This is a genomic window from Nitrososphaera sp., assembly GCA_039938515.1.
Taxonomy (GTDB): Archaea; Thermoproteota; Nitrososphaeria; order Nitrososphaerales; family Nitrososphaeraceae; genus Nitrososphaera.
Genome location: JBDUUL010000009.1, coordinates 15,107 through 36,181, shown reverse-complemented (window position 1 = coordinate 36,181; position 21,075 = coordinate 15,107). Strand labels below are relative to the sequence as shown.

The following is a 21,075-nucleotide window of genomic DNA, read 5'->3' as shown; positions in this document are numbered from 1 at the left end:
GTTCGGATAAATATATCACGCGCAAGCAGGGACCGCGCATGTAGTGAATACGCGGCAGTTCTAACCTTCGTAGATCATGAGATTCTTTTCTTCAAGCAGAGTGTGGAGGTTTGAAACGGCCCGGTACACCTCGCTCTCCTTCTTTGCTCCTGTGCAGACGAGCTTGCCACTTGCAAACAGCAGAATCACGGTCTTTGGATCCAGCATCCTGTGGATCAAACCCGGAAACTGCTCAGGCTCGTACATGCTGCGCGGAAGCACCCTCGCCGCAAGTTCCAAGTGAATCTTGCCGCCAAGGCTTGCCGACGCCACTATATTCTGAATCTCTATCTGGGGCTCATGCTCAAGCGGGATTCCGCCTTTCTTCAACTTGAGAACCACGTTCTTTACGGCCTGGATGGCCATCTTTTCTGATTTTGCGCCGGTACAAACCATCTTGCCCGAGCTGAAGATAAGAGTTGCAGTCTTGGGCGACCGAAGCCTAAATACCAACCCCGGGAACTGATCTGGGTGATATTCTACGTCCGGAAATATCTGGGTGATTAGATTCAGGTTCACCGTCTGGTTTACCGTAGCAGACGCGACCACATTCTCAATGCTCACAATTGGCTTGGTCTGCGGCATATAAATACGGGTATATAAAGGCCCTATATATACCTGTTTCCCGCGGCCGTGTACGGCCTCGCCATTAGCAATCGATCAGCGCTTACGTGCCGGGTCCCGAAGAATCTGTTGGTGATGCGTCCGTCCCAGTCCCTGGCTCCCCGCCAGATGCAGGGCCACTTCCGCCGCGTCCGTCCGGGGTACTTGCGCCCGCCTGACTCTCCTTTGATTTGCTGCGCCTTGTGAGGAACAGCAAGCCGAGTATGACGGCAATAATTATGTAATTAGTGGGTGGGCTGAGAACCTTGGTTACGTTGCCGACCCCCGGAAGAACAAAGATGACCTTGCCGATATAGTCGCTTTTGTGTATCGGGTAATCGGTCCCCGGAATAGATGCTGGATTGGCGTCGCCCTTTGTCCTCAGAGTCCTCTCACCCGTATTGGGATCGGGGTAAATCTCTGCGATTCTATGGACGATAACTCTATCCCCGCCGTCGGGTCGGTTAAAAACAATAATGTCGCCGACCTTCAAAGAGCCGAATGAACCGCCGTCGCGGACCACCAGGACATCGTTTACCAAGAGTGTCGGGACCATACTTCCGCTTGAAACAACGTAGAAGGGGTTGAAGGTGTCAAACGCGACCCTCATTGCTCCAATAACAACAAGAACTCCGATTGCGACAATTATCAGATCTTTAACCGCAACGGGAAGTTTCTGCTCCTTCTTGTCAAGCAAGTACCGTTCGAATAATTCTGAATTTCGTTAGATAAACGTTTGTCCAGTTCTCGGGTGTCGAGGCGAACGCCCGGGCTGATTTCTTTGCCGCCGGTTTGTCATTGATCCGCATTCGACCGAATATCCCGCCGTTTGCGAGTGCCATCAATAGGTTTAGGGACGTGCGTACAGAAATGCTATCTTTTTTAATGGCTCTGCACCAGCACAATTTTGGATGGCAGCAGCGAACACTGGCGACGAAATTGCTTCAAGGAGCAAGGGTATATCGGTGATCTTGCTCGAACTTGGAGTCGCGTCGTTTGGTCAGGACGACGGTCTTATTGCTTCGAAAAAATTTGACAAGCCTATTCAAAGCTACAGGCTTGTCAAGAGCGGCGCGATGTCAGAGGATATTCGGCCGTTCGTAGAAAGGTTGCGCCCGCTTGGTATTGTCAAGGTAAACGATGCCAGCTTGGCGGCCGTACTTCGAAACAGCGGCATTACTATTTCACTGATGAGCGAAGAGCAGCAAAAGTCAATACAAGACACAAAGCCGTCGCAGATAGTCAAAGCAGGCTTTGCAAAAAACGAGCAGGAAGCAATGCTGGCTCTCCGAGACTTTGCAATCGAGCTCTCGTCTTCCAGGGTAAAGGAGGCCTCTGAAAGGCTCGATCTGCACATTACGAAGTCAATCAACGCGCTTGACGAGCTTGATAAAATTATCAATACCGTTGGAACAAGGATGCGAGAATGGTACGGGCTTCATTTTCCAGAGCTTGACAACCTTGTCCAAAGCCTGGTTGCATATGCGGAAATTGTAAGCAGGAGCGGAATGCGTCAAAACATAACAAAGGAGACTCTGGAGGCAGCTGGCATGCAGGACAAGAAGAGCGATGTCATTCTGGACGCAGCAAGGCGAAGCAAGGGAGGAGACATCACGCCGGAGAACCTTGCAATTATTCAAAGGCTGGCCGATCAGGTCATTGCGCAGTCCGACCTGCGCAGGATTCTCTCCGATCACATAGAGACCACCATGGAATCTGTTGCTCCCAACGTTAAGGAACTGCTTACCGCAGCGGTTGGCGCCCGGCTTATCGCCAAGGCTGGAAGTCTTACTAGGCTGGCGGTCCTTCCTGCTAGCACAATCCAGGTACTGGGCGCGGAGAAGGCCCTATTTCGCGCCCTCAAGACTGGCTCTCGCCCTCCAAAGCACGGATTGCTGTTCCAGCATCCGCTTATTCATTCCGCGCCAAAGTGGCAGCGAGGCAAGATAGCCCGCGCCGTGGCGTCCAAAGTCGCGATTGCGGCGAGGATAGACTACTACCGTCATAATGGCACTGATGCGAGCATCTCGGAAAAACTCAATTCAAGGCTTGCTGAAATCCGGGAGAAGTACAAGGAGCCTGTCCCAGAGAAGGAGCGCGATCGGAAATATCGCGAGCATGCACAGAGGCAGGGGTCGTTTGGGAGACCCGGCCAGGATAGGGGATCGGAGAACAGATTCCGACGCGACAAGAAGAAGGGAAGAAAGCGCTTTGGAAAACGAAGGCATTAGATGGCTTACTGTCGGAGGCCAGAAGAACGTTGCAACTCTGAACTTGGTAAAAGGGGACAGCGTCTATGGCGAAAAGCTAGTCTATCAGGACGGGGACGAGTACAGGCTGTGGGACCCTTTCAGAAGCAAGCTAGCCGGGTCCCTCAAGAAGGGCTTGAAGAAAATGCCGATAAGGGAAGGCACCAAAGTCCTCTACCTTGGAGCGTCCACAGGAACCACCGTAAGCCATGTATCTGACATAGTTGGAAATACAGGCATAGTTTTTGCAGTGGAGCCGTCTGCGCGGGTGGTCAGGGAACTCATAGAAAACGTCGCCTCAAAGCGGCGAAACGTGGTACCGATAAACGAAGACGCCCGCCGTCCGCAGACCTACTTCTCAGTTTTTGGCAAGGTTGACGTGGTCTACTGCGACATAGCGCAGCCAGACCAGACTGAAATTGCAATGCTTAATTGCGACAAGTACCTGAAGGAGGGCGGAATAATGCTGCTTGTGGTCAAGACCCAAAGTATCGACGTGACTCGGGACCCGAGCGCCGTAGTGAGCCAAGAAGCAAAAAAACTGGAAAAGGCCGGCTTTCGAATAGAACAGATTCTAAATCTCGAACCGTTTGATAAGGACCACGCAATGATCTATTGCGTAAAGTAGGATCCGTGCTGGACCTTTGTCCGAGCTGGACGGACACGCGCCTGGGCCGAATACCGGAGCGTCTTTTGGCCTTCCTTTGCAAGCAGCGCCTTGAGGGGCTTCCATGATTTCCTGGCAAACTCGGGGGCGCAGCCGTTTCTGTCAACCCACCTTCGGATAAAACTCATGGTCCTTTCATCCGCCGGATATCCGCTTCCTATGTTGCGGTGCTTTTTCCGGATTTCTCTCAGCTCCTGATCCCGTGTAATCTTTGCTATTATAGAAGCGGCCGAAACGACAACGTTCAGGCTGTCTGCGTGGTGCATCGAGTGGAGCACCGGCTCGCAGGTGAGGTACTGTGAAATGCATTGCTTGTATCTGTCTGTGTTCGTATCGCAGCAATCGACGTAAACCTCATCCGCGTTAAGGTCATTTACTACCTGGGCCATAGTTTTTGCCTCGAGCCTGTTCAACCCCTTGACGCTGACGCTTTCGTCTATGCTCTGGGGTGGAATCTTCAAGATTGAAATCGTTTCGGCGACATTAACAATCTTGCCGAATAGTCGAGCGCGCGCTTTTGGTGTAAGGGTCTTTGAGTCCCTGACGCCCATCTCCTTTAGGGTCGCCATCCGAGATTCCCGGATGCTCAGGCCGGCTACCACAAGAGGGCCTATAATCGAACCCCTTCCAGCCTCATCGACTCCAGCAACCCTCAATCCATCAATTACAAAATCCAAAAGTGACGACACGCTTGCTCCTTCGCAGGGTTTATTATCGCTTGCGATGGTAAAAACGGCACAGTTCTTTCTATTATGCGCAGCAGGAGACCAGACTAGCGCGTTGCAGTCAAATTCAGAAATGACGGAGATAGTCGAAGGATCGACCCGGCTAATAGTTCCTGCAAGGTCGCTGACGGAGCAGGTGCCTCCAAAAGTGCCAGTGTTCTTCAACCCTGCCGCGCGCCAGAGCAGAAACCTATCGATAGTCGCATACAACGCATTTTCAGGCGATTTGCAGAAGCTCAAGGTGAGGAACTTTGCAGACGCCTTTGCCGGCGTGGGTTCACGCGCGCTCAGAGCCGCCGTGGAAGTAAAGTCGCTAGATCAGGTGTACATAAACGATATCAATCCAATCGCAATCGATACAGCGAAGCAGGCGGCACAGCTTAACTCGGTGTCTGACAAATGCGTTTTCTCGGAAAACGAGGTATGCAGATTCCTTCTTGGAGGATCGCGGCCAAAGGGCTCTGCGGACGACGAGTGGGAACGCTTTGCAATAGTCGATCTGGATCCCTTCGGGACGCCTGCCAGGCACATCGACTGCGTGCTGCGCTCGGTTATTGACGGGGGAATGATTTCCATCACTGCCACGGATACGGCAGTTTTATGCGGAATCTATCCCGAAGTATGCATGCGCCGGTATTACGGCAAACCGCTCAACTGTGAATATGGAAACGAAATTGCGCTCCGACTATTGATTTCCCTGATTGCAATGACTGCGTCGCGTCTGGAGCTTTCCATAGAGCCCCTTTTTTCCCATTCAGACATGCATTATCTGCGTGTATATGCCAAGGTGTCAGTCAGCAGCAGCGAGGCTAACAACGTTTTTCAAAACATTGGGTATGTAAAGCACTGCTTCGGCTGCGGCAATCGAGTCCAGGCCGGGGAACCTTGCACATCGAGTTGCGAACTGTGCGGAGGTAGGATGGCAATCGGCGGCCAGCTTTGGACGGGCGAAATCAGCTCCAAGGACTTCGTATCTTCCATGTCCGATCAAGCGACTGACAGGTATTGCCGGCGAATTATCACCGCAGCCGCGCAAGACCTGTCAGAGATTCCTTACTACTTTACCGTTGACGAGGTAGCAAAAATGCTCAAGCGAAACCCGCACTCCGTCCTACAAACGGTTGAGGTGCTAAGAGCTGTCGGGTTTCAGGCAAGCGTAACCCCGCTAAACAGCGCTGGGTTCAAGACGAATGCTGGCCTCGGGGAGATTCTCAGATTGTTAAGGTGAATTGCTAGGATCCGACAGGCAGTTCCCCGACGGATTCGTTTACGTTACTCTGCCAGGTCCGCCATGCTGAAACCACATCTGGACTTGGCTCTCTGGTCGCCGTCGCATTCTGGGAATCGGCGCTTTGACTGACATGGGCCTTTATTTTTGCAAGGTAAGTGTCGAGCGAGTCAAGTGCAGACTCGTAAGTCGAGAAGCTTTTCTGATAATCTGACGGGGGATTGGCCTTTACCAGATTGTCCTTGATGCTGGCAGCGTCGTTTTGAATCTGGGATATATTTGACAACAAAGCCTGGGAGGAGACGCGTCCTTGAAGCCATTGCGAATAGGTGGCGTTGGCATTGATTGCCATGTCGTTACTCTGAGCGTATGCAGACGAAAACGTGTCCTGTACAGACCGGGGATTTGAGCCCAACCCATTATTTGACTGTGGAATAAACCATATCAGCGAGCTTGCCGCGATGATCCCTGCGGCTATTGCCGCGGTTATGGCTATCCCCTTTTTTGAAGCCACGACAATTGAACGTCCAGGATGGCATTATAAAAAGCATGACAGGTATCCTATTCGAAAGTGTCCACGAGCGTTGCGATAGCGAGAGGCACACAACAAAACGCTCAAAAGCACAAGAATGCAATATTATTGGACGATAGTGCAATCCCAGATGTTTGCAGCCAGGACGTCTCACTACCAAGGTTCGGTAATGATAGATGTTTGCGATATGGATCTGGTGGGCTCCAAACTGGAGCAGGACGGCCTCGTGGTCAACCTTTCAAAAGAGTATTTCATGCAGCAAACAATTGATCACCAAAACGCTGCTCAGCTGCTTCGAAAATGTGATATTGCCAACCTTGTCGGCAATTCGATCGTTGGATTAGCAATCGAAATGAAACTGGCTAAAGAGGTGAGCGTTAAGAGGATCTCCGGCGTGCCGTTTCTCATGATATTCAAGTTCCAGCACAAATGAGATAAATAGTTGATCTGGACAAACTGTTCTAATCCTGATTGCACGGTGAAGAGAACGAAAAGGGAAGTGAAAGCCAGCACCTATTAGATAGCGCCACGCCGGGTAGTTCAAAAGCAATCGCTAGTGCAGACAGACGCCATTCCCGGCGCGAACGCGAGAGCCGGTTTTTGGTAAAAAGATCGGAAGACTACCAGGTTATGGACGGGGTTTTCGACACTCCTACGCTGATGACAATTAACGACATGATTGATGACGGAATCATAACTACTGTGAACAGCCACTTCGCATCCGGCAAGGAGTCAAAGGTCTACCTTGCGAGCTCAGCGGACAATTCCTGGGTTGCTCTGAAGGTCTATCTCACAGTGAGCGCTGAATTCAAGCGGCGAATGCAGTACATTGCCGGCGACCCCCGTTTTCAGCACGTCAAGAAAGGGTCCACCAGAAACATGATCTCAGTCTGGGCAAGAAAGGAATTTCACAATATGAAAGCGGCAGTGGATGCTGGAGTCTCGGTGCCCGAACCTATTGCGGTGAAACACAACGTACTTGCCATGAGGTTCGTGGGCGACTCAGGTGGAAACGCATCTCCCCGGCTTGCGGACGCCGAAGTCACTCTGTCTGATTACGACGCACTCGTACGGCAAATGACAATACTTTACCGCAAGGCGGAACTTGTCCATGCCGACCTCTCAGAGTATAACGTTTTCAGGCCCAGAAAGGGCAAAACAGTGCTGTTTGATTTTGGTTCAGCAGTTTCAATTCAGCATCCTCTGTCAAAACAGTTTTTAGTGAGGGATGTGATGAATGTAAATAGATTTTTCGAAAAGAGAAATGTCTCGATACTCGATGAATCGACTCTCGTAACAAGAATCACCGGTGCTAACCAAGAATGAGTTTCCAACACGTAGTAAAAATTCCACGCGAAAGAATCGGGGCCCTTATAGGCAAGCGTGGAAAAGTAAAGCAGGAAATCGAACAAAAGTGTGGTGTAAAAATAGAAATTGACAGCGACACCGGCGATGCCGTGATTTCCGGAAACGGATCTTTGGACAGGATGGAACTCTTTCGAGCTGTTGAGATTGTGACTGCAATTGCCCGCGGCTTTTCTCCGCAGCGCGCTTCGCGGCTATTCGAGCAGCCCGCAGAGGAGACGGATGCAATAATCTATCAATTGATGGACCTGCGTGAATACGCAGGCAAGTCGCCAAACGCTCTTGATCGGATTCGGGGAAGAATAATAGGCCAGGGTGGCAAGTCGCGTAGGACGCTAGAGGAACTCAGTGGCGCTTACATTTCGGTATACGGACATTCAGTGGGGATTATCGGTACCCTGCGAGAAGCAAAACTCGCCTCGGAGGCGGTAAGCATGCTCGCAAAAGGCAGCATGCACAAGAACGTGTACAACCTGCTGCAGGAAGCTCGAAGGAAGGAAAAACTGGACCGGATGCGCCTCTGGGAAGACTCGTATACCTGAAACGGAAGATCAGGTCTGTGTAATTCTGATTGTAAGCACGCCATTTCTATACTTGTAATCCGCGATGCTTGTTTCGGAGTTCGCCTCGAGGGGAACGTCCTTGGCAAAGTTTTGCCCGCCTTTAATCCGCAGCATGCCGCTTGAAAGCCGAACGTTGATCTGGTCTTCGGGGCCCGGAACCTCGGCAACAAAGATCATTTCGCCGTCGTTTCTGATAAGGTCGTAGAACCAGTCCCGCTGGTCCGCCTCTTTTCGAGCCCTCTGTTCTTCAGGTCGGGTCATTTTTCTCAGCTCGCGCACCCAGTAAATAGCCAGGAGCGCCACCCCGCCGGCCAGGATGAACCCGATGCTATTTTGCGAGCGAGCAGTAAACAAGTACATGATTCCAATGAGCAATAATGCGAGGAGTGGGATAACGAAATCAATCGAATTGCTTGCAGAGTACCGCTTTTTGTACCTCGTCACACCATCTCATCCATTGCGCGCTCGGCGTTAGAAGTACCAGTTCTATACTATAAAACCTTATTCAAGACAGATGGGCCAGACGGGCACGAGTAGAATAAGACTTGCAAGAGCATCATTTTTCCGCGCCCCCCCATCGCCTAAAGAGGCTGTGCTCGATGTTAAACTGGTCTAGAACCTTTCCGACCAGGTGATCGATTATGTCGTCCAGGGTCTTAGGCTTGTGATAAAAGCCGGGCATTGCAGGCAGGATTGTCACACCCGACTCAGTCAGCTTCAGCATGTTAACAAGATGAATCCTTGACAGCGGCGTCTCCCTTGGAACGACTACTAGTTTTCTAGATTCCTTGATGCAGACTCCGGCAGCCCTTGAAATTAAAGTGTCGTCAAAGCCGTTGGCGATGCTCGACACCGTCTTCATGCTGCACGGGATGACTATCATTCCATTTGTCTTAAAAGAGCCACTCGAGACCGGAGCGGCAAGGTTAGAATCGTCGTAATGTCTACTAGCAAGTGCTATCACAGATTCGGGGCTCCTGTCGGTTTCAATTTTTATGTTCTTCATGGCCCATTCACTCATTATCAGATGAGTTTCTAAACCAAGTCTGCCAAGCTCCTCGAGGAGTCGTATCCCGTAAATGACACCGGACGCCCCAGTCAGGGCGACGACGATTTTCACTCGGTAACCGTAGCAGACAGATGCTATTTTTACCTATGGACTCTGCCCGGGGTTCGCTTTCACCTGACTGCCCGTGCCTATCAGATACTTTTTATTCTCATCCAAAGATTTGCCGCCTAAACTGCACAATGCTAAGCGTATTTGGGACCATGGCCCTTGACACCACAAGAACTCCATTTAGGACTGAATTCCGCATCTTGGGAGGGGCTGCGACGTTTGCCTCGGTTGCGGCCAGCCTTTTTACGAAGACCGGCATCGTTGCGGTCGCCGGAGGCGACATGCCTCAGGAATACGTCGCCTCTCTCCTATCAAAGGGAATAGACACAAAAGGCATAGTGATAAAGGGGGACGGGAAAACGTTCCACTACGATTCTTCCTTTGACTATGACCTCTCGGTCCGCACGACTTTGCGCACGGAGCTCAACGTAATTGCCGATTTTGAACCGGTAATTCCGGTCGAGTACGCAGGGTCCGAATACGTGTATCTGGCAAATAACGACCCGAAGCAGAATGTGAAGATATTGAAACTCTTCACTTCTCCAAAGTTGGTGGTATGCGACACGATAGAGTTCTGGATCCATGGAAGCCGCGAAGACGTCATCAAGATGATATCCAGCTGCGACGGGGTTGTAATAAACGACAGTGAGGCCCGCCTGCTGTTCAAAAGCGCAAACCTTTCGACATGCGCCAAGAAACTCCTGTCCTTGGGACCCAGCTTTGCAGTCATAAAGAAAGGCGAACATGGCGCGATACTGTTTGAGAGTTCGGGCCAAGTATTCCCGGCCGCCGCTTACTTTCTCGATGAAATCGTCGATCCGACCGGAGCAGGGGACGCCTTTGCGGGGGGTTTTATCGGTCACCTCGCGCGTAAGGGCAAGTTGGACTTTGCAACCATGAAGGAAGCAGTGGTATACGGCAACGTGTTGGGCTCCTTTGCGGTGGAGGATTTTGGCGTCGGTAAACTGCTATCTATCACTGAAAGAGATGTTGCTCTGCGATACGACCATTACAGAAAGCTGGTCCAGTTCTGAGCCCCAAACTCCTTGAATCCAGCCGCGGACAGATTAATGCAAATTGAATACCCGCCGCCTCAAGAGACCTTTTATGGATCTACAGAAAGGCTAAATCTGCCCTGCGCCTCTGAGCACTTGAGAGCTGCTGTGAACTGTCGGTAAACTTGTCCAATGTTGAAGAGGCGATGGTGTCGGAGCTTCGGATAAGCGCTGAAGAGGCAAGAGCATTCCTGCTAATAGTAATGACAGGAAGCATGACTGCTCAAAGGCTGGCCGAACTGCTCCGCTGGACACCAGAGCACGCAGAAAGCGTTGCAAAGTCGCTTGTATCGCTTGGAATGGTGATTGAGCTCGCTCCATCAAAGTACGAATCACTTCATCCGCGTTTTGCGATTACGAACAGGTACAGGAGGCGCTGCCAAGAAGAAAACCTTCAATTCAAAAAGAATCTAAGAGTGGACAATATCGGCATCGTTCTTGAAAAACCATACGACGATGCAAGAACTAAATAGGCGCTACCCTTACGCGCTGGCTGTTAATCTATGTCGGCTTCGGGGACAGGTTCAGAGGATAAGGTCGTCTATTTTGGCGTGATTAACATTAACGAGAACGGCAGAACTGTCGGTTCTGTTGATATCTGGAGAAGCCTCATTACAAAAGAACTATTCTGCGAAGAAAAGCGCTTGGGTATTACCGAAATAGTCGATTACATAGGGATGCCGCGCATAGAGCCTGACAAAAGGTGGGCAGTGGCGGTGAGCCGCAAGCGGAAAGGACACCTGCGCTGGAGGCTGGTGAAACTTGTCAAAGATGGGAGTTTTGCGTTCTCTGACGCGGACGACAAGGAAAGTCGAGTAATGGCTAAGGATTTCCAGATTTCCGATCCTGAGTGGTGGAGTTTTCTTGTTGAGCAGAACGTAAATCGCAATATTGAAGTCGCGGAAGAGATGCGAGCATGACCTCTCGCAAAGGGTCCGACACGCCGCGAGACGCAAAAGAAAATGGAAAAACATCGAGCCCCGCGGGGCTGAGGTCGACCGATCCTTTCAAGAACCCTGACCCGTCGCTGACAGTGTTCGTAAAGAGTGCCGAGGGGAGTGAAATCGCGAGCAAGCTGTCCGGCTACTTTGTTCTTCGGGGCGTTGAATTCAGGTTCAAGGCAATCGCGTTTGGAAGAATTGGTGGACACAATGCGAGCGTGACCCTATCAAAGAAAACCACTGAGGAAATCAAGAAAATGGGCCTGGACGTGGATGACATCTACCTCCTGATTCAGAGAAAACTGATTGAAGGCGACGTTATTCTTCCAGACGGGCTGCGGCCCCCCGAATGACCCTGCCTTTACACAATTAAAGCATAGAACCAGCAAGGGCCCTCTGACACGAGCAAGCAGCCGTCTTTGGCAGGCCCGGAGCCAGCTTTGCTATCACTTTCTTTGTCTTGTCGACATTCTTGCTCAGCGTTTCGATCACCTGATCCGAGGTGACTGGAGTCTCGTGCCAGACGTCGTAGTCCGTGATAGTGGATATCGGGAGGTAGCACATTTCGGCCTCCCTTGCCAGCACACATTCTGGCACCAGCGTCATTCCTATGATGTGCGCCTTGAGAACCTCCCTGTAAAATCTCGACTCCGCCCTTGTGGAAAACCGGGGACCTTCGACGCAAACATAGGTGGCGTGATTATGCGCGGCTAACTGTAACTCCGACAAGACGGTTGCTGCTACCTGCCTCATCTCGGGGCAAAAGGGATCGGCCATTGATATGTGACAAACCTGGCCTCCGTCATAGAATGTGTAATTCCTCCCCTTTGTAAAATCTACAAACTGGTCTGGCAATGCAATGTCGCCCGGCCTGAACTCGGGCTGCAGGCTCCCAACTGCAGAGGGAGCAATAATTCTCTTTACTCCAAGCTGCTTCAGAGCCCAAATGTTTGCCCTGCTGTTTATCCTGTGCGGCGGAAGGCGATGGCCCCTTCCATGCCTTGGCAGGAACGCCATCTTTGTCCCTGAGAACTCGCCTATCGTGATGTAGTCAGAGGGTTCGCCGTACGGCGTGTGAACCTTGATCTCTCTTTTGCTTGAAAACCATCCCGGGTCGTAAACTCCGGTGCCGCCAATGACTGCAATCTCGGCACTGTCGGTCAATCAGTATGTCACCAGCGAATGGACCTGATATCCCATTTCTCGAAGGCGGGCTGATCCTTCAAGAGACGCCAGCTCGATAACAAAGGCAAAACCTGCCACTTTTCCTCCTAGGTCCTCGATAAGCTCAGAAGCGGCGACTGCGGTGCCGCCGGTGGCTATCAAATCATCCGCAATTAGTATGCTGTTGCCTTCGCGAATAGCGTCGCGCTGAACTTCCATTGTGGCGGACCCGTACTCTATCTCGTACGATCTGCTTATTGTGGTTCCAGGCAGTTTCCCCGCCTTTCGAATCATAATTACGCCTGTTCCGAACTTCAGAGCAAGGGCGGTAGCGATGACAAAGCCTCTTGATTCTATACCTGCAACCGCATCAATCTTTGCCTTTCCAAATCGTCTTGCAAATTCGTTAACGATAAAATTCAGAGCCTCGTTGTTCCTGAAAACGGGATTGATGTCGCGGAATAAGATCCCTGGCTTTGGAAAATCATGGTAATCTGAAATCAGCTGTCGAAGGTCCAGCGCTTCGGCCTTTGCGACCACAATCCTAGACGCATTGTCTGACTCTAAAAAAGCTTGCGAGCGTAACCCATGTGTAAGCGTCGATTGTGGCCTATAGCAAACCAACCTCCGATAAATTTTTGCAATTTATGCGTTCCATTCTCGATTATCAATAATTCGATTTTCCATTTTTCGGAACAATGAGGCATAAAGAAAATATAAATAAGTAGGAGGGGCAGTCTTTTCCGATGCCAATTAAGACCGGTTCAGATTATATTAACAGCCTTCGAGGTCGAAAACTCGAAGTATATCTTTTTGGAAAGCAAGTTGACGACCCCGTCGAACACCCGATGATACGACCCTCTATCAACGCGGTTGCCGAGACTTATGACATTGCCGTCGAGGAACCCGAAATTGGCTCCGCGCATTCTTCGCTCACAGGATTGCAGGTAAACCGGTTCTTGCACATAGCAGAGAGCGCGTCGGATCTGGTGAATCAAAACAGGATGCAGAGGAGGCTCGGCCAGATCACGGGGACGTGCTTCCAGCGATGCGTCGGAATGGACGCGTTGAATTCTCTCTACTCCACGACTTTTGAAATTGACAAGAACCACAACACAGGCTATCACAAAAGGCTTATTGAATTCATAAAAATGGTCCAAGCGGAGAATCTGGTAATTGGTGGGGCAATGACGGATGTCAAGGGAGACAGGAGCCTTTCCCCGTCACAGCAAGACGACCCTGACATGTTTGTTCACATTGTAAAGAGGGATGAGAAGGGGATCTATGTCACGGGAGCCAAGGCTCACCAGACCGGCTGCATCAACTCGCACTGGATAATCGTCATGCCGACCATGCGCCTCAAAAAGGAGGACCGCGACTACGCAGTCGTAGGCGCGATACCAGTCGACGCTCCGGGCATAAAATACATTTACGGCAGGCAGTCTTGCGACACCCGCAGCATGGAGGATGGAACCATCGATGCAGGGAACTCCAAGTTTTCTGGACAGGAAGCCATGATAATCCTGGATAATGTTTTCATTCCAAACGAACTGATCTTCATGGACGGCGAGTACGAATTCGCTTCCATGCTCGTTGAGCGATTTACCTGCTACCATCGAAGGAGCTACGTATGCAAGACCGGTCTTGGCGATGTCCTGATAGGCGCCGCTGCGACGGCGGCTGACTACAACGGAGTCTCAAATGCATCGCACATCAAGGACAAACTGGTTGAAATGACCCACCTTAACGAGACCATTTACGGCACCGGGGTAGCATCTTCATTCTCTGCTCATAAGACTGCGTCGGGCAACTGGCAGAACGATGACATGCTAGCAAACGTATGCAAGCACAACGTAACCCGCTTTCCGTACGAGATAGGCAGACTGGCGCAGGACATTGCGGGGGGCTTGATGGTGACTATGCCGTCAGAGCAGGAGTTCCGTAGCCCGCTTACGGGACCTATCCTCGAAAAATACCTCAAAGGACGTAAGGGCATATCGACTGAAAACAGGATGCGAATTCTCAGGCTTATCGAGAATATGACGCTTGGCAGAAATGCAGTGGGATACCTTACCGAGTCGATGCACGGGGCAGGCTCTCCGCAGGCGCAAAGAATACAGATAGCACGCCAGAGCCAGCTCGAGTACAAGAAGCGCTTGGCAAAGGACCTTGCCGATGTCCACGAAGGGGAAGCAACCGACCTTTCCCAGGAACCCTCCGAATATTTCGACAAGATATTCGGAAGCAAGAAGCCCAAAAAGTAGGCGAGTTTTTTAAGGTCACTCTCCTTAACAGGCAGACCCGCAGCGTCTCCCCCCCTTCTTCAAAAAGGGTTAATTATCGGTGTGATGAAAATATTCCATTTACGGAGTAATGTCCGATGAAGCTAAACGACGAACAAATTGAGGATCTTACGGGCAAGGTTTTCCGCACGATTATTGGAAATGGCCGGGCAGGCATTCTGCAGTCTGAGCTCTGGAAAGAGCTCGACCTGACCAGCCGCGACGGCTCACGAGTCGCAATCAGACTCGAAAAGCGCTCGCTCATCCGGAGGGAGAAGATGCTTGAAAACGGAAGATGGACGTACAAACTTTTTGCGGTAAAGCTGCCTGTGGATACCGAAAGCATAGAAGGAGCGCCCTGCCTTACGTGCCCTGTTGAGCACATGTGCTCACTGGAAGGGTCTTACAGCCCTGTCAGCTGCAACCTGATAGAGGATTGGTTAGTAACATCGTTCGAGTCCGCAGGGAAAAAGAGCCCCGGCGCTGAGAAGGATGGGGACGAAAGCAACGCTTCGAAATGAGACTTGCCGACGCCAGAAAGGATCATTATCGCAAGCTGGCAAAAGATCAGGGTTTCCGTAGCAGGTCCGCATACAAGCTCATTCAGCTAAACAACTCATACCACTTGCTCAGGAGGGGCAATCGCATTCTGGACATCGGATGCGCGCCAGGTGGCTGGATTCAGGTGGCAAAGAGAGAGCTGGGTGATTCTGGCACGGTTTTGGGCATAGACCTCAAGCCCGTGGACCCGATTCCCGGCGCAGTAATCATTACGGGAAATATAGAAGACCCCCAGACTACCGAGAAGATACTTGCCGGTCTGGGCGGGCCTGCCGACCTCGTCCTTTCAGACCTCGCCCCAAACGTCAGTGGTGTCTGGGATATCGACCATCATCGCCAGATCAGCCTGACAAGAAAGGCATATGAAATCTCCAAGCAGGTTCTAAGAATCGGCGGAAACGCAGTTTTTAAGGTCTTTGAAGGCGAGTCGCTTGCGGAATTGAGGGCAGAAATGAAAGGCAGTTTTGATAAATTAATACTAAGCAAGCCGACCGCAAGCAGGCAGGAAAGCAGCGAACTCTACCTAGTGTGCCTTGGCCGAAAGTAACGGCAGTCAAAACTGAAGGAAAATTAGGAAAAATGACGTATAGTATAGGTCTTGTAAATATTTCGTGATTAAGATGATGTTTCTATACGGGCATCTCCGACTTGCCTCAGATTTTTCAAAAAAACACCATTGACTACTCCTCTGAAAAGGTGGATCAAATTAATTAGTGGGTAGAATCTTCTGGTTTACGCACCTGACGTGTCCCAAAAGCCCGTAAAGTACGCAAAGGATCAGTCTATGAGCGGATCAGATGCGACCCTAAAGCAGTCTGTTCACAGCAGGGTTCTGGTACTTTGCATAGACAGGGACGATGACATCGGGACAAAGGGTGGAATCGAGACTCCCATCGTTGGACGCGACTCGTGCATCAACGCGGGCACGCGACTTGCGCTGGAGGACCCCGAGGACGCTGACTCGAATGCGATTTTTGGCGCAGTAAAAACATACGAGGAACTTGTAAGCAAGGGCTACACGGCTGAAGTTGCCGTGGTCGCAGGAAGATTCAACCGCGGGGTAGAGGCCGATGAAAAAATTAGCCTCGAAATAAAGAGCATACTTGAAAGCTATCACGCCGACGGCGCTGTTATCGTGTCCGACGGCGAGGACGATGAAACCATACTTCCTGTAATTCAATCAAGGCTTCCCGTAATTTCCGTACAGCGCGTTATCATTCGTCACAGCCGCACGGTAGAGTACTCGTATGCCGTTTTGGGAAAATACCTGAAGCTCCTGGTGTACGATTCTCAGTATTCCAAGTTCTTTCTTGGCGTTCCCGGAATACTTCTTGTCGCGGCAGGAATAGCGGTGGCATTTGACGCGACAAAGGAAATTACGGTAATCATGCTCGGAATACTGGGGAGCGCGTTTCTAATCAGAGCCTTCGACGTGGACAAGGCACTGGGTTCCCTTGGAAGGCTTACGCCCACTTCGTTTATCCGGATATTTTCTATAATCGGAGGAGTCCTGATTATTCTAGCTTCGATAGCAAACGGTGTTTCGAGCATTCCCCCGGGCACACTCAAGCCGGGGCTCAGCGCGCTTGACATCATTGGGAACCGGGTCATAGTAGGCGACTTTGCCCGAGGTACCATAACCCTCTTGTGGATTGGAATCGCGACCATCCTTGGAGGAATCCTGCTCAGCAACTGGTTTAAGGGAAGCCCCAGAGCCATGTCAGATACCCTTCGGCTCGCCGTGCTCGCGCTGCTGTTCATACCGGTACAGCAGTTCACATCGGTGCTTACAGAAGGCACAAGCCCATTCACTTTGATATCCTCGCTGCTAATCGGCCTTGCCGTTACACTGGTAGCCGCAACCTTCTTGTTCCAGTATTTCAGGAGCAAAAAGGGCGGAGAGGTATTAAAGCACTGACTATGCCAAGCAGGGGTAATTCGCACTCATGACCGAGCACGGTTCGCGCTCACCGGACGGCAAGGACTGGTTTTGTGGTTACTGGATGGGTCAAGACGAGTGGGAGTCGATACACAATTATTCGCCACCCATACCGTCGGAAGAGGCGGGGCCCGCAGACTCCGAGGAGGCAGGAGAAATCGATGAAGATACCGGGGAAGAGTAGCATGACCTCATTAGTCGATTCAGGTCCGCTTTCTGACATACCATGAAATGCTTTCAGGAAGTCTGGGATAACAAGACTTACAAATAAGGACGGGCAATGCTGACCAAGTGCCCGCAAACGAAAAATCTGCTGGAGCCGTGATCTTTTATCTTCCTGAAGCCGCGTCCGCTCCCAAATACCTGCTCTTGCATTACACCGCGGGCCACTGGGACTTTGCCAAAGGGAACATCGAGAAGGGAGAGTCGGAAATGGATGCAGCTATTCGGGAAATCAGGGAGGAGACCGGAATCACCGACGAGCAATTTATTGAAGGGTTCCGAAAGACGATTGAATACCGATACAAACACGCCGGCAAACTTGTACAAAAAGAAGTGGTCTTATTCCTTTGCAGCACAAGGACTCCCAAGGTTGTGATATCTCATGAGCACCAGGGATACGCATGGAAGGATTACGACGAGGCCATGATTAAACTGACTTACAAAAACGCGAAAAACGTCCTGGAGGCTGCGTCAGAATATCTTAAACGCTCAAATGCATAATTTGCTCGATCAAAGAACACACTATCTTCAATGTCAATACCTTTAAACGGCTGCCAAGCCCGACTCCAAGCGTGAATTCAAAAACCGTTTTCATTGCGGCGGGAGTTATTGCAGCGGCCGCGATTGCGCTATTATTCGTGTCCGGCCCTGTCATGGGCAATATCCTTCCGGGAACTAGCCAGTCGGGAAACGGCCAGACGGGCGGCACTGTAAACTCAACCTCGGGTTCGCCGCAGATAAAAGACATCCAGATTGCCTTGAAGTCTGTTAATACCACGCGAGTCGACGCCCGCAACGCGAATGTCAAGGTAGAGTTTGCACTTCACAATCCAAATAACTTGCCCGTCCTTATCGAAACTGTCCACTACACGGTAAAGGTCGATAACCACCAGATGACGCTAGGAGACACCGGCGAACCGCTTGAGGGGTTCCTTGCTTCGCAGGCATCTAGCACGCTTATCGTCGCAGGCGGCAATGTGACGGTGGGAGACACCGAAACCGCGGTCCGAAACAACATTACAGCCGCGGCATGGGACAGCATGGTTAACGGGAACGCGACTTACAATGTGGACGGATATGTCGCAAACCGTGCGACCTCGAGCCTCCAGACCAGCTACCAGGAACGCAACTTTAGCCTGACATACCATTAGATTTTCTTGATATTATCACAGCCCGCGAACGTGTGAGTGCGATAAGGATAATAAGCATCCAATGCTTTTTCCGCTTAGAAAATGTCAGATCTCATGGTAACGTATGCAATCACCGCGGGGATATTCGCGTTCCTGACAGCCATACTGTTTGCCTCAAGGGCCAAAAGGTACCGCGCCGGTTATACTCCTGCTGAAGGCCATGCAGAGCCCCACACGGGCTAATTCCTAATTATTTCGACCCTTTACCAAATATATCCTCAAGAAACGACGAGCCCGATTCTTTGATTTTTTCGCGCATGTAGCACCTTTCGAAATACTTGCACGTCGTGCAGTACTCTGAGGGCTCCACGATTGGGACCTTGCCATCCTTCAAAAGCGCACTCAGTACCCTTGCCCTTCTCATGGCTTCCTCAAACATCCTATTGTTTTTGCTTATAGAGAACTCGGTAGTCTCGCCTGCAGCTGTGATATAGATCAGAAAACCCTCCTCCTTGCCAAGAGCAAACAGACACGCGTTTAGGTAAAGCATGTCCCTCGGATTTGGCACATCTGGAAGGGAAGGCGATACGATAAAGCGGGCAACAAATTCGTCCCCGATTACCATATCCGCGTCGACGACGAGTGAGAAGGAATCTACCTTGTATTCAGCCCTGATGTTGCCGAGCGACTTTCTCATTCCCTGGTCCAGAAAAATGGAAACCTTGCCCGAGGTGTCCGAGGGAAGGGGGTCTCTTCGCTCGTAATAAGCAAGCCTGGTGCAGTTTACCGCCTCAGCGGCATGAATCTTGTCCGAGTTTGCCTTGTCAATCTTGGTACTCAGCTCCTCATACTTGCCATCGATTGCCTTCTCTATAATGGCCTTGAGGTTCCTGCCTCCGAGCATCTGACGGCTAATCCGGGCGCGGCATATATTATTGTGCGCTTAAACTGCAACAGGCGTCGAGGGCTTTCAAAAGCCGCTCTTGATGGGCTGGCCTGGTTTTATTATTTCTCTCAAAAGGATCGTAGCATACGACCCTTTTGGAAGGCTGAATGAAACCGCAAGAGGCTGCCTGGTGTATGAAAAATCATAGCTATGCAGGGGTGCCTGTCTGAATCCGCCCTGCTGGCTGAGTTCATCCATCTCCTTGATGTAAAAATCACGCGGCGAGACCTCCTCATCTCTTAGTATCTTCCAGGTTGCACTCTCAAACCTGCCCTTTCCTCCCTGCAAGGTGGTACCAGCCAAATGGACCGCGGGGACAAGCGGCCGCTCGGAATGACCCTGTCCTGTGAACTTGATAACCCTGCCAAAAACATGAGGAGCCTCCATCTCGAAGCAGAGATCCCCCTGCGCTGGGGCGGTAATATCCTCGCCTGATTTGATCAGCGTGCTGAGACACCTGTTGAACAAATACGACTGATACGACTGGACGAATAGCCGCCTTATCTGAAGTGGGATTGTGCGAAGACACTGGATGTAAGTCCTGCCCTGCATAAGAGCCCCTATGACCTGCCGCTCGATATCCATTCCGCGCGGCAGCCGATTCATGATGCTTCCGAACTTGACGGGGTCGCGCATTTCTTCCCTTATTTCCCGGCTAAAAGGCGAGTCGTATTCCGTGGTAAAGCAGAGGAGTAACTCTACAGCGGCTTTGAAGTCCTTGCGGACTATTTCGCGTCCGACAAGATGGGTGACGAGCCTGGCGCCACCGAACCTCTGCAGCCCGTAAAAATTTCCGATCCTGCACACCTCCGGCAAGAACTCGTCAATGTCCTGGCGCCGCGGGCCCTCAATAGTTATCCTAAATCGGTTTCCAGCCAGCATCCGCTTTCCTATCGGCGTTGCGGTGAAGCCTTGGAGGACGATCGAGACCTTGCCGGTGGTCAGGGCTGCGGGAGGGGTTCGCATCTGTCGTTCGCAACCGGCGTACTGCCTTGTCACGGCCTTGGCATCCTTGATTCCCATAACTCGCAGCTTTAGATTGAAGCGTCGAGCAATCTCCAAGACCGCGTGGTTGGAATCTATCCCTGACTTTTCCAGCAGATAGAGCGGAAAACGGTGTCTCTCGTCAAAAGTGGATGAAACGTCGGACAATAGTCCTGCATCGACCAGTTCAGAAACTTGGAACTGGCTGCTGTTCTGCTTTATGGCGCCGCCGGTTCCTGCAAAAGATGTGCAGTAGCATTCAATTCCCGCCATCCTTTCAATCTCAGGCACGTCCATTAAGCAACACCGACAAGATTTCGCCGCCCTTTGGCCTGGAAGCGGCGCAGGGAATCATATCCAGCTAAAGTTGATGACCGAACCTGCGCCCGATAGGCTTTTCGTCTTGCCATCAGTCTTTTTTCTTTGCCCGCCTTAGGCCAATAGTCTTTCTTCCTTTGGCCTTTACTTCCTCCTTTTGAGGCTCCGGTTGGGACGCTCCCTTCTTGGCAGGCGCCTGTTTGGCCGGCCTGTTCTTTTTTGCCAGCAGATCTTCCTTGATGCGCTTTGCGTGAGGCGCTAACTTGTCGACGTTTTCCTGGTGCACTGATTTTCGAAGCACGTCTACTTTCAGTCCGGCTCTCCTCGCGTGGTGCGGGTTAATTCCTGCGCTGGCAAGCTCTGGAAGAGAAAAGCCGCGACCCTCCCTTACAACATTGCCAAAATCTCGCATTACAACTGCTGAATCCGAATCGGTCATGTTAAA

Annotated in this window: 29 protein-coding genes; 18 read left to right on the top strand and 11 right to left on the bottom strand. The window is 51.2% G+C overall.

The genetic code is table 11. From position 1 onward, the window contains the following. Positions 1 to 60: 60 nt before the first annotated feature. A complete protein-coding gene (locus ABI361_04635) occupies positions 61 to 624 on the bottom strand; it encodes a TATA-box-binding protein (GenBank protein MEO9319940.1) in 564 nt (187 codons plus the stop codon). An 82-nt stretch (positions 625 to 706) separates the two neighbouring features. Beyond that, entirely contained in the window at positions 707 to 1,339 is a 633-nt protein-coding gene (locus tag ABI361_04630) for a signal peptidase I (GenBank protein ID MEO9319939.1), read from the bottom strand. 214 nt (positions 1,340 to 1,553) lie between these two features. Between ABI361_04630 and ABI361_04625 the strand changes: the two genes are divergently transcribed. Both ABI361_04625 and ABI361_04620 read left to right on the top strand, forming a co-directional pair. After that, positions 1,554 to 2,873, top strand: coding sequence for a ribonucleotide-diphosphate reductase subunit beta (locus ABI361_04625; protein ID MEO9319938.1), 1,320 nt, complete (start codon positions 1,554 to 1,556; stop codon positions 2,871 to 2,873). Then, a complete protein-coding gene (locus ABI361_04620) occupies positions 2,854 to 3,519 on the top strand; it encodes a fibrillarin-like rRNA/tRNA 2'-O-methyltransferase (GenBank protein ID MEO9319937.1) in 666 nt (221 codons plus the stop codon). Before ABI361_04625 ends, ABI361_04620 begins: the two co-directional genes overlap by 20 nt. Here ABI361_04620 and rnhB read toward each other — a convergent pair. Beyond that, complete coding sequence (gene rnhB, locus ABI361_04615; protein MEO9319936.1) at positions 3,504 to 4,247, bottom strand: ribonuclease HII; 744 nt, start codon at positions 4,245 to 4,247, stop codon at positions 3,504 to 3,506. The genes ABI361_04620 and rnhB overlap by 16 nt on opposite strands. A 91-nt stretch (positions 4,248 to 4,338) precedes the next feature. Between rnhB and ABI361_04610 the strand changes: the two genes are divergently transcribed. Further along, positions 4,339 to 5,511, top strand: coding sequence for a tRNA (guanine(10)-N(2))-dimethyltransferase (locus ABI361_04610; GenBank protein ID MEO9319935.1), 1,173 nt, complete (start codon positions 4,339 to 4,341; stop codon positions 5,509 to 5,511). Positions 5,512 to 5,515: 4 nt separating this feature from the next. Here the strand turns inward: ABI361_04610 and ABI361_04605 are convergent, their stop codons facing one another. Next, complete coding sequence (locus ABI361_04605) at positions 5,516 to 6,025, bottom strand: hypothetical protein (GenBank protein MEO9319934.1); 510 nt, start codon at positions 6,023 to 6,025, stop codon at positions 5,516 to 5,518. 148 nt (positions 6,026 to 6,173) lie between these two features. On the opposite strand from ABI361_04605, the gene ABI361_04600 reads away from it, so the two are divergent. From ABI361_04600 to ABI361_04590, 3 genes are read left to right on the top strand one after another with little or no spacing between them, the layout of a single operon-like run. Beyond that, the gene (locus tag ABI361_04600) at positions 6,174 to 6,476 is read left to right on the top strand and encodes a DUF424 family protein (GenBank protein ID MEO9319933.1); all 303 of its coding nucleotides are present in this window, start codon (positions 6,174 to 6,176) and stop codon (positions 6,474 to 6,476) included. Between the two features lie 38 nt (positions 6,477 to 6,514). Continuing rightward, the gene (locus ABI361_04595) at positions 6,515 to 7,369 is read left to right on the top strand and encodes a serine protein kinase RIO (GenBank protein MEO9319932.1); all 855 of its coding nucleotides are present in this window, start codon (positions 6,515 to 6,517) and stop codon (positions 7,367 to 7,369) included. After that, positions 7,366 to 7,950 carry a KH domain-containing protein gene (locus ABI361_04590; protein ID MEO9319931.1) on the top strand — a complete coding sequence of 195 codons (585 nt, stop codon included), beginning with the start codon at positions 7,366 to 7,368 and terminating at the stop codon, positions 7,948 to 7,950. The genes ABI361_04595 and ABI361_04590 overlap by 4 nt, the downstream gene beginning before the upstream one ends. Positions 7,951 to 7,959: 9 nt before the next feature. Here the strand turns inward: ABI361_04590 and ABI361_04585 are convergent, their stop codons facing one another. Together ABI361_04585 and ABI361_04580 are read right to left on the bottom strand one after the other, a co-directional pair. Beyond that, positions 7,960 to 8,415, bottom strand: coding sequence for an Hsp20/alpha crystallin family protein (locus ABI361_04585; GenBank protein MEO9319930.1), 456 nt, complete (start codon positions 8,413 to 8,415; stop codon positions 7,960 to 7,962). Between the two features lie 112 nt (positions 8,416 to 8,527). Continuing rightward, positions 8,528 to 9,091 (bottom strand): UbiX family flavin prenyltransferase, encoded by a 564-nt coding sequence (locus ABI361_04580; GenBank protein MEO9319929.1) that lies wholly within the window; start codon positions 9,089 to 9,091, stop codon positions 8,528 to 8,530. Between the two features lie 128 nt (positions 9,092 to 9,219). On the opposite strand from ABI361_04580, the gene ABI361_04575 reads away from it, so the two are divergent. The 4 genes from ABI361_04575 (at position 9,220) to ABI361_04560 (ending at position 11,437) form a co-directional block, all read left to right on the top strand. Continuing rightward, positions 9,220 to 10,122, top strand: a complete 903-nt coding sequence (locus ABI361_04575; GenBank protein MEO9319928.1) for a PfkB family carbohydrate kinase — start codon at positions 9,220 to 9,222, stop codon at positions 10,120 to 10,122. A 146-nt stretch (positions 10,123 to 10,268) separates the two neighbouring features. Next, positions 10,269 to 10,616, top strand: coding sequence for a hypothetical protein (locus ABI361_04570; GenBank protein MEO9319927.1), 348 nt, complete (start codon positions 10,269 to 10,271; stop codon positions 10,614 to 10,616). 30 nt (positions 10,617 to 10,646) lie between these two features. Next, the gene (locus ABI361_04565) at positions 10,647 to 11,063 is read left to right on the top strand and encodes a hypothetical protein (GenBank protein MEO9319926.1); all 417 of its coding nucleotides are present in this window, start codon (positions 10,647 to 10,649) and stop codon (positions 11,061 to 11,063) included. After that, the gene (locus ABI361_04560) at positions 11,060 to 11,437 is read left to right on the top strand and encodes a hypothetical protein (protein ID MEO9319925.1); all 378 of its coding nucleotides are present in this window, start codon (positions 11,060 to 11,062) and stop codon (positions 11,435 to 11,437) included. The genes ABI361_04565 and ABI361_04560 overlap by 4 nt, the downstream gene beginning before the upstream one ends. Positions 11,438 to 11,453: 16 nt before the next feature. Here the strand turns inward: ABI361_04560 and ABI361_04555 are convergent, their stop codons facing one another. Together ABI361_04555 and ABI361_04550 are read right to left on the bottom strand one after the other, a co-directional pair. Next, positions 11,454 to 12,248 carry an S-methyl-5'-thioadenosine phosphorylase gene (locus ABI361_04555; GenBank protein ID MEO9319924.1) on the bottom strand — a complete coding sequence of 265 codons (795 nt, stop codon included), beginning with the start codon at positions 12,246 to 12,248 and terminating at the stop codon, positions 11,454 to 11,456. Continuing rightward, complete coding sequence (locus ABI361_04550) at positions 12,249 to 12,788, bottom strand: adenine phosphoribosyltransferase (protein ID MEO9319923.1); 540 nt, start codon at positions 12,786 to 12,788, stop codon at positions 12,249 to 12,251. It abuts the gene before it with no gap. A 206-nt stretch (positions 12,789 to 12,994) separates the two neighbouring features. Between ABI361_04550 and ABI361_04545 the strand changes: the two genes are divergently transcribed. The 8 genes from ABI361_04545 (at position 12,995) to ABI361_04510 (ending at position 18,625) form a co-directional block, all read left to right on the top strand. Next, a complete protein-coding gene (locus ABI361_04545; GenBank protein ID MEO9319922.1) occupies positions 12,995 to 14,512 on the top strand; it encodes a 4-hydroxyphenylacetate 3-hydroxylase N-terminal domain-containing protein in 1,518 nt (505 codons plus the stop codon). A 116-nt stretch (positions 14,513 to 14,628) separates the two neighbouring features. After that, positions 14,629 to 15,051, top strand: a complete 423-nt coding sequence (locus ABI361_04540) for a transcriptional regulator (protein MEO9319921.1) — start codon at positions 14,629 to 14,631, stop codon at positions 15,049 to 15,051. Next, positions 15,048 to 15,638, top strand: coding sequence for an RlmE family RNA methyltransferase (locus tag ABI361_04535; GenBank protein MEO9319920.1), 591 nt, complete (start codon positions 15,048 to 15,050; stop codon positions 15,636 to 15,638). The genes ABI361_04540 and ABI361_04535 overlap by 4 nt, the downstream gene beginning before the upstream one ends. A 198-nt stretch (positions 15,639 to 15,836) precedes the next feature. After that, a complete protein-coding gene (locus tag ABI361_04530) occupies positions 15,837 to 17,009 on the top strand; it encodes a DUF373 family protein (GenBank protein ID MEO9319919.1) in 1,173 nt (390 codons plus the stop codon). A 28-nt stretch (positions 17,010 to 17,037) separates the two neighbouring features. Next, on the top strand, positions 17,038 to 17,214 hold the full coding sequence (locus ABI361_04525; protein ID MEO9319918.1) for a hypothetical protein: 177 nt from the start codon (positions 17,038 to 17,040) through the stop codon (positions 17,212 to 17,214). Between the two features lie 107 nt (positions 17,215 to 17,321). Beyond that, complete coding sequence (locus tag ABI361_04520) at positions 17,322 to 17,753, top strand: NUDIX domain-containing protein (protein MEO9319917.1); 432 nt, start codon at positions 17,322 to 17,324, stop codon at positions 17,751 to 17,753. Positions 17,754 to 17,824: 71 nt separating this feature from the next. Then, positions 17,825 to 18,403: a hypothetical protein gene (locus ABI361_04515; protein ID MEO9319916.1), complete on the top strand. Its 579-nt coding sequence runs from the start codon at positions 17,825 to 17,827 to the stop codon at positions 18,401 to 18,403. An 81-nt stretch (positions 18,404 to 18,484) separates the two neighbouring features. After that, positions 18,485 to 18,625, top strand: a complete 141-nt coding sequence (locus ABI361_04510) for a hypothetical protein (protein ID MEO9319915.1) — start codon at positions 18,485 to 18,487, stop codon at positions 18,623 to 18,625. A gap of 7 nt (positions 18,626 to 18,632) precedes the next feature. Here the strand turns inward: ABI361_04510 and ABI361_04505 are convergent, their stop codons facing one another. From ABI361_04505 to ABI361_04495, 3 genes are all read right to left on the bottom strand, one after another. Then, positions 18,633 to 19,286, bottom strand: a complete 654-nt coding sequence (locus tag ABI361_04505; protein ID MEO9319914.1) for a hypothetical protein — start codon at positions 19,284 to 19,286, stop codon at positions 18,633 to 18,635. A 66-nt stretch (positions 19,287 to 19,352) separates the two neighbouring features. Next, positions 19,353 to 20,603 carry a tRNA pseudouridine(13) synthase TruD gene (gene truD, locus ABI361_04500; GenBank protein ID MEO9319913.1) on the bottom strand — a complete coding sequence of 417 codons (1,251 nt, stop codon included), beginning with the start codon at positions 20,601 to 20,603 and terminating at the stop codon, positions 19,353 to 19,355. A gap of 118 nt (positions 20,604 to 20,721) precedes the next feature. Then, positions 20,722 to 21,069, bottom strand: coding sequence for a ribosomal protein L13e (locus ABI361_04495; GenBank protein ID MEO9319912.1), 348 nt, complete (start codon positions 21,067 to 21,069; stop codon positions 20,722 to 20,724). Positions 21,070 to 21,075 lie beyond the last annotated feature (6 nt).